A 7,101-nucleotide genomic window follows, 5' to 3' on the forward strand; every position below is an offset into this window, starting at 1 on the left:
GCCGCCCCCTGCGGTGCCGCCCCTGCCCTACCCGCCTGCCGGCGGCCCGATCCGCCCGGCCGCACCGGCCGCGTCGGCCGCACCCACCCCGCCTCCCGCATCCCCGCCGCGCGGTCCCCGCCGGACGGCCCTCTGGGTCGGCGGCGCCATCCTGCTCGTGCTCCTCCTCATCGGCCTGTTCTACCTGGGCCAGCGCCTCGGATCCGCCGCCGCCCCGGACGCGGAGCCCGTCGCGACCGAGACCGCCGAGGCGACGCCGACTCCCACCCCGACGCCGACGGATCCCGTCCAGGGGCCTGCGGCGGCGGGCGTCCAGGCGTGGGACGCGCTGCTCGGCGGGGAGTGCATCGAGCCGTACGCGACGCCGTGGGAGGAGGAGTTCACGGTCGTCGACTGCGGGTCCGAGCACCACGCGCAGATGGTCGCCCGCGTCGCCCTGCCGCAGGAGGGCGACGAGTTCCCCGGCGAGGACGCCGTGCGCGACTCCGCCGACGAGCTCTGCATCGCCGACACGGTGATCGACTACGCCGCGGCGCGCGCCTACGACGACGTGCAGTACCAGTCGGCGTACCCGATCAGCCAGGACGAGTGGACGGCGGGCGACCGCGACGTCTACTGCTTCGTCTCGCGCGCCGGCGGCGGCACGTTCACCGGCACCATCGGCGTCCCGCAGCCGCCCGTCGTCCCCTAGCGGAGCGCGGGCGGCGTGCCGCGCACCGTCCGCGCGTCGCGCACCGGCGCGGCGAGGACGGGGCGCGTCAGAGCTCGGACTCGACCGGCTCCGGATCCAGCAGCTCCGTGACGCCCGACAGCACCTCGTCGGGACGGAACGGGTAGCGCTCGATCTCGGCGCGGTCGCTGATGCCCGTGAGCACGAGCACGGTGTGGAGGCCCGCCTCGATGCCCGCGATGATGTCGGTGTCCATGCGGTCGCCGATCATGCCGGTGCTCTCGGAGTGCGCCCCGATCTTGTTGAGGGCGGAGCGGAACATCATCGGGTTCGGCTTGCCGACGATGTAGGGCTCCTTGCCGGTGGCCTTGCTGATGAGGGCGAGCACCGCGCCGGTGGCCGGCAGCACGCCCTCGGCGCTCGGGCCCGTCGCGTCGGGGTTGGTCGCGATGTAGCGCGCACCGCCGTTGATGAGGCGGATCGCGCGCGTGATCGCCTCGAACGAGTAGTTGCGGGTCTCGCCGATGACCACGAAGTCGGGCTGCGTGTCGGTCATGATGAAGCCCGCCTCGTGCAGCGCCGTCGTGAGCCCGGCCTCGCCGATGACGAACGCGGAACCGCCGGGCATCTGCTGCTCGAGGAACGCGGCGGTCGCGAGCGCGCTCGTCCAGATCGCCGACTCGGGCACGTGCAGGCCGGATGCGCGGAGCCGCGCCGAGAGGTCCCGCGGCGTGAAGATGCTGTTGTTGGTGAGCACGAGGAAGGGCTTCCCCTGGTCCTGCCACTGCTGGATCAGCGCCGCCGCGCCCGGGAGCGCCTGGTTCTCGTGCACCAGGACGCCGTCCATGTCGGTGAGCCAGCAGTCCATCTCGTCGCGCGTCGCCATGGGGTTCCCTCTCGTCGTGCTGACGAGGCTACTGCCGCCGGGTGGACGCCCGCCGGGTCGCGACGGGCCGCGGCGCGCGCCCGATCGGACGGCGCTCCCCGGTGTCGGCGCGCCGCCGTAGGGTCGGCGCATGCACGCACTGCCGACCGGATCCCTGCGCCTCGTCCACCTCAGCGACACCCACCTGCTCCGCGACGGCGGGCTCCACCAGGGCCTCGTCGACACGGTCGCCGCCCTCGACCGCGTGCTCGTCGAGGCCGACCGCATCCCCCACGTGCGGCTCCTGGTCGGCTCCGGCGACCTCTCCGAGGACGGCACGCCGGAGTCGTACGCGCTGCTGCGCGAGCGGCTGGACCCGTGGGCCGCGCGCCGCGGCGCCGCCGTCGTGCTCGCCCCCGGCAACCACGACGTGCGCTCCGGGTTCCGCCTGGTGCTCGGCGACGGGCACGGCGGCCCCGGCACGGACGACGGCCGGGACCCGGCCGCGATCCCGCCCGTCGACGGCGTCACCGTCGTGGACGGCTGGCGCGTCGCGACCCTCGACACCTCGGTGCCCGGCAAGGGCTACGGCGCCCTCCGCGCGCAGCAGCTCGACGCGCTGCGGGAGCTGCTCGCGACCCCGTCCGAGCACGGCACGGTCCTCGTGCTGCACCACCCGCCGCTGCCCGCGCCGACCACGCTGCACGAGTCGCTCGCGCTGCAGCGGCCGGACGTCCTCGCGGACATCGTGCGGGGGAGCGACGTGCGGGTCATCCTCTCGGGTCACTACCACCACCACGTCGTCGGCGCGCTGGCGGGCGTGCCCGTGCTGGTGGCCCCGGGCGTCGCGAACGAGACCGACGTGGCGGCGGAGCCGGGCACCGAGCGCATCGTGCGCGGGTCCGGCTTCCTCGTCGTCGACGTGCATCCGGAGGGCGGGGTCACCTCGGTCGTCGTCCGGGCACACGCGGAGGGCGACGGGGACGAGGTCGCGCTGCTCGACGCGCAGCTCGTGCAGCGGATCATCGCGTCGTCGGGAGCGCCCGAGCCCGCGTGACGGCCGCTGCGCGGGCGCGGCCGGACATGAGGAGAGGCGGCGACCCGTGGGGTCGCCGCCTCTCCTGGTGCTGCTGGTCTACTTGAAGACGTCCTTGACGTTCTCGCCGGCCTTCTTGGCGGACGCGGCGGCCTGGTCCTTCTGGCCCTCGGCCTTGAGGTTCTCGTCGCCCTTGTGGTCGCCGAGCGCCTCCTTGGCCTTGCCCGCGATGTCCTGAGCAGCGTTCTTGATCTTGTCGTCGAGACCCATGATCTCCTCCTCACTGAGGCCACCGGGTGCGGCCTTCGAATGGACTGTAGGACCGGTGGCTCCTGGATGCCTGACAGATGCGGGGTGCGTGTCCGCTGAGCGAATGGCCCCCCGCGCGGTGTCCTGCGCGGGTTCGCGCCCGGGCCTTCCGCCGGGACCCGTGCCGCCCCTAGGCTCCGGGACCGTGGTCCTCCTCGGTCTCCTCCCCCTCCTCGTGGCGGCGTGCGCGCTCGTCGACCTCGTCACGCGGCCGGACGACCGGGTGAAGCACCTGCCCAAGCTCGTCTGGATCCTGCTGATCGTCCTCCTGCCGCTCGTCGGGAGCATCGTATGGTTCTGCGTCGGCCACGACTGGGACGCCCGCCTCGAGCAGGTGGGCCCGCCGGACCGGAGCGCCGCCTACGAGCGCGCGGCGGTGGCGGTCGACCGGCGCGTGCGGAGCACGGAGCAGCAGCTCGCCGACCTCGAGGAGGAGGAGCGCCGCCACGCGGAGCTCGGGCGCATGCGGCAGCTCCGGGCGGAGCAGGCGGTGCAGGCCGCGCGCGCCGCGGGTCCCGCGCGGGAGCGGCGCGCCCTGGGGCCCGGCGGGACGCCCGAGGCCTAGGCGTCCTCGCCGGAGGGGCACGCGTCCCTCCCCATGTCCCGGACCCGTCCGACCGCCCCGCGGGGTCGACCGACGGGCGGCGGGGTCGGGGGCGGATGGGAGCATGGCCCCATGCCCGACACCGTCTCCCCGCCGTCCGCCGCCGCGACCTCCGACCTCCGGTCCGCCGCCCGCGAGCACCTCTCCCGGCTGGTCGGCGTCGCGGGAGCCGACTTCCACGACGGGCAGTTCGAGGCCATCGAGGCGCTCGTCCAGGACCGGTCCCGCGCCCTCGTCGTGCAGCGCACGGGGTGGGGGAAGTCCGCGGTCTACTTCGTCGCGACCCTGCTCCTCCGGCAGCAGGGCCTCGGGCCCACGCTGCTGGTGTCGCCGCTCCTCGCGCTCATGCGCGACCAGGTCGCCGCCGCCCGACGGGCGGGGGTCCGCGCCGTCGCCATGAACTCCAGCAACGCGCACGAGTGGGACGACCTGCTCCGGGCGCTCGAGGCCGACGAGGTCGACCTCCTCCTCGTCTCGCCGGAGCGCCTCAACAACCCGCGCTTCCGCGACGAGCAGCTGCCCGCGCTGCGGGCCCGCCTCGGGCTCCTCGTGGTCGACGAGGCGCACTGCATCTCCGACTGGGGGCACGACTTCCGGCCCGACTACCGCCGCCTCCGCGACCTCATCTCCTCCGTCGACGAGCGCGTGCCCGTCCTCGCCACCACGGCCACCGCGAACTCGCGCGTCGTCGCCGACGTCGAGGAGCAGCTGAGCGTCGGATCCACGGGAGGCGGCGCCGTGGAGACCGAGCGCGTGCCGGTGGTCACCATCCGCGGGCCGCTGGCCCGCCGGTCGCTGCGGCTCGGCGTGCTCCGGCTCGAGAGCAGCAGGGACCGCCTCGGGTGGCTCCTCAGCCACCTCGACGAGCTGCCCGGCAGCGGCATCGTCTACGCGCTCACGGTGTCCGCCGCGCAGGACACCGCGCGGCTCCTGCGCGACGCCGGCCATGCCGTGAGGGCCTACACGGGCCGCGACGACCCGGCCGACCGCGAGCAGGCCGAGGGCGAGCTGCAGCGCAACGAGGTGAAGGCGCTCGTCGCCACGAGCGCGCTCGGCATGGGCTTCGACAAGCCCGACCTCGGGTTCGTGGTGCACCTCGGCGCGCCGTCGTCGCCCGTGTCCTACTACCAGCAGGTCGGGCGCGCGGGGCGCGGGTCCGCCGACGCCGACGTGCTGCTGCTGCCGGGCCGCGAGGATCCGGACATCTGGCAGTACTTCGCCACCGCCTCCATGCCCGACGAGCAGCAGGCCGCCGCCGTCATCCAGGCGCTCGGCGAGAGCGACCGGCCGCTGTCGGTGCCCGCGCTCGAGTCGCGCGTCAGCCTCTCCCGCAGCCGGCTCGACCTGCTGCTGAAGGTGCTCGACGTCGACGGGGCCGTGCGCCGCGACACGTCGGGCTGGTCGGCCACGGGTGTCCCGTGGGTCTACGACCGGGCCCGGTACGAGCAGGTCGCGGCGGCGCGCGTCCGCGAGCAGCAGGCGATGCTCGACTACGAGACCACCCTCGGCTGCCGCATGGAGTTCCTGCAGCGCCAGCTCGACGACGACACGGCCGCCCCGTGCGGGCGCTGCGACCGGTGCGCGGGAGCGTGGTACCCGTCGTCGCTGGACCAGCAGGCGTCGGCGACCGCGTCGCAGGCGCTCGACAAGGTGGGCCTGCCGATCGAGCCGCGGCTGCGCTGGCCCGCGGGCGCGTCCAGCGTGGGGGTGCCCCTCAGCGGCGCCATCGCGGCCGGCGAGCAGGTGGACGAGGGCCGCGCCCTCGCGCGCCTCACCGACCTCGGCTGGGGCGGGCGCCTCCGCACGGTCTTCGCCTCCGGCGCGGAGGACGCCCCCGTCGACGACGCTCTCGTCGCGGCCTGCGTGCGCGTGCTCGCGGAGTGGGGCTGGGCGGAGCGGCCCCGGGCCGTCGTGCACGTGCCCTCCGCCGGACGGCCGCAGCTCGTCGGGAGCCTCGCCCAGCGCATCGCCGAGGTCGGGCGGCTGCCGTTCCTCGGCGCGCTCGACCTCGTCGACCCCGGTGCCCCCGGCGCGGCCCGCGGCAACAGCGTCTACCGGCTCCGGCGCGTGCACCCCCCGTTCCAGGTGCCCGCGCACCTGGCCGACGACCTCGCGGCCGATCCCCGGCCCGTGCTCCTCGTGGACGACCTGGTCGACACGCGGTGGACGCTCACGGTCGCCGGGCGCCTGCTCCGGAAGGCGGGTGCCACGCGCGTGCTGCCCTTCGCGCTGGCGCAGCAGGGGTAGCCGGGCGGCACGGGCGCCGCGGCGCGGAGTCAGGAGCGGTCGACGACGCCCTCGGGCGTCACGAAGACCGTGCCGCCGCCGTGCAGCCGTGCGCGCATCACCTCGAGGGCCTGCGGGTTCTCGTCCACCAGCACGAAGCGCCGGCCGAGCTCGCGGGCGGCGGCGCCCGTGGTGCCGGATCCGGCGAAGAAGTCGAGCACCCAGTCGCCCGGCCGGCTCGAGGCCTGCACGATGCGGCGCAGCACGCCGAGCGGCTTCTGGGTCGCGTACCCGGTCTTCTCGCGGCCGGTCGGCGACACGATCGTGTGCCACCACACGTCCGTCGGCAGCTTGCCGCGCTCGCGCTTCTCCGGGGTCACGAGCCCGGGCGCCATGTACGGCTCGCGGTCGACCTCCGCTGAGTCGAAGCGGTAGCGGAGCGGGTCCTTCACGTACACGAGGATCGTGTCGTGCTTCGCGGGCCAGCGGCGCCGCGACTTCGCCCCGTAGTCGTAGGCCCAGACGATCTCGTTGAGGAACGAGCGGCGGCCGAACAGGGCGTCGAGCACGACCTTCGCGTAGTGCACCTCCCGGTAGTCGAGGTGCAGGTACAGCGTGCCGGTGGGATCGAGCAGCCGCCACGCCTCGATGAGCCGGGGCTCGAGGAACTCCCAGTAGTCGGCGAACGAGTCGTCGAAGCCGTAGAGGAGCCCCTTCACGGAGTCGTAGCTGCGGCCCTGGAAGCCGACGCGGGCGCCGGGCGGCCGGGCGGGCTCGGGCGTCGCGGTGCTCGCGGGCGCGAGGCCGGGGGCGGTGTCCTCCGCGCCCCCGGCGACGGCCGCCGTGGGGCCGGCCGCGGCGTCGGCGGGGTCCGTGGCGGCCGCGTCGGGATCCGTCTCCGCGCTGCGCGTCACCGTGAGGTTCTGGCGCTCCTGGGTGCGGCCCGTGTTGAAGGGCGGGTCGAGGTAGATGAGCTGGAAGGCGCCGTCGGGGAGCGCCCGGACGGCCTCGAGGTTCTCGCCGTGGATCACGAGGTCGGGGCCGTCGGGGGTCCACGCGGGCTGGGGCACGCCCCCGAGGTTAACGGACCGTCCGGCGGGTGCCGCGCCCGCCCCGGACGGCGCCGTCGCGCGCGTGCGGCCCCCCTTTCGGGGCGCTTCCCCCGCATCCGTGCCCGGGCGGCGGTCCCCTCCACTAGGAACGACACATGAGCGATGAGCGCGACCCCGAGCGGGACGCCGGACCCCACCCCCACGATCCGCAGGCCGACGGGATCGCGCCGGACCCCGCGGACGCGGCGGCGGGGTCGACGAGCCCCTACGGCCCCGCCGACGCAGGCGCGGCCGGATCCGGACCCGGGGCCGCGGACGCGACGCCGCCCTCCGCGCCGC

The 7,101-nt window shown here is 75.4% G+C and carries 7 protein-coding genes and 1 pseudogene; 5 read left to right on the forward strand and 3 right to left on the reverse strand.

Annotated elements, in window-relative coordinates; genetic code table 11:
• Positions 1 to 691: septum formation family protein (locus Q6969_RS11315; protein WP_317230532.1), on the forward strand; the 691-nt coding region annotated here is incomplete at its 5' end.
• Positions 692 to 758: 67 nt separating this feature from the next.
• Here Q6969_RS11315 and Q6969_RS11320 read toward each other — a convergent pair.
• Positions 759 to 1,556: an HAD-IIA family hydrolase gene (locus Q6969_RS11320; RefSeq protein ID WP_063072793.1), complete on the reverse strand. Its 798-nt coding sequence runs from the start codon at positions 1,554 to 1,556 to the stop codon at positions 759 to 761.
• 130 nt (positions 1,557 to 1,686) lie between these two features.
• Here Q6969_RS11320 and Q6969_RS11325 point away from each other — a divergent pair, with 130 nt between their 5' ends.
• Positions 1,687 to 2,592, forward strand: a complete 906-nt coding sequence (locus tag Q6969_RS11325) for a metallophosphoesterase (protein ID WP_317230533.1) — start codon at positions 1,687 to 1,689, stop codon at positions 2,590 to 2,592.
• 78 nt (positions 2,593 to 2,670) lie between these two features.
• On the opposite strand, the gene Q6969_RS11330 is transcribed toward Q6969_RS11325, so the two are convergent.
• Complete coding sequence (locus tag Q6969_RS11330) at positions 2,671 to 2,841, reverse strand: CsbD family protein (RefSeq protein ID WP_317230534.1); 171 nt, start codon at positions 2,839 to 2,841, stop codon at positions 2,671 to 2,673.
• Positions 2,842 to 3,025: 184 nt separating this feature from the next.
• Here Q6969_RS11330 and Q6969_RS11335 point away from each other — a divergent pair, with 184 nt between their 5' ends.
• A complete protein-coding gene (locus tag Q6969_RS11335) occupies positions 3,026 to 3,445 on the forward strand; it encodes a PLDc N-terminal domain-containing protein (protein WP_317230535.1) in 420 nt (139 codons plus the stop codon).
• A 111-nt stretch (positions 3,446 to 3,556) separates the two neighbouring features.
• A complete protein-coding gene (locus tag Q6969_RS11340; RefSeq protein WP_317230536.1) occupies positions 3,557 to 5,731 on the forward strand; it encodes a DEAD/DEAH box helicase in 2,175 nt (724 codons plus the stop codon).
• A gap of 29 nt (positions 5,732 to 5,760) precedes the next feature.
• Here Q6969_RS11340 and Q6969_RS11345 read toward each other — a convergent pair whose 3' ends face one another.
• Complete coding sequence (locus Q6969_RS11345; protein WP_317230537.1) at positions 5,761 to 6,780, reverse strand: site-specific DNA-methyltransferase; 1,020 nt, start codon at positions 6,778 to 6,780, stop codon at positions 5,761 to 5,763.
• 137 nt (positions 6,781 to 6,917) lie between these two features.
• Here Q6969_RS11345 and Q6969_RS11350 point away from each other — a divergent pair.
• A pseudogene (locus Q6969_RS11350) lies at positions 6,918 to 7,101 on the forward strand (hypothetical protein); the annotation flags it as partial.

This window comes from Clavibacter sp. MX14-G9D (assembly GCF_032917815.1).
Taxonomy (GTDB): Bacteria; Actinomycetota; Actinomycetes; order Actinomycetales; family Microbacteriaceae; genus Clavibacter; species Clavibacter michiganensis_K.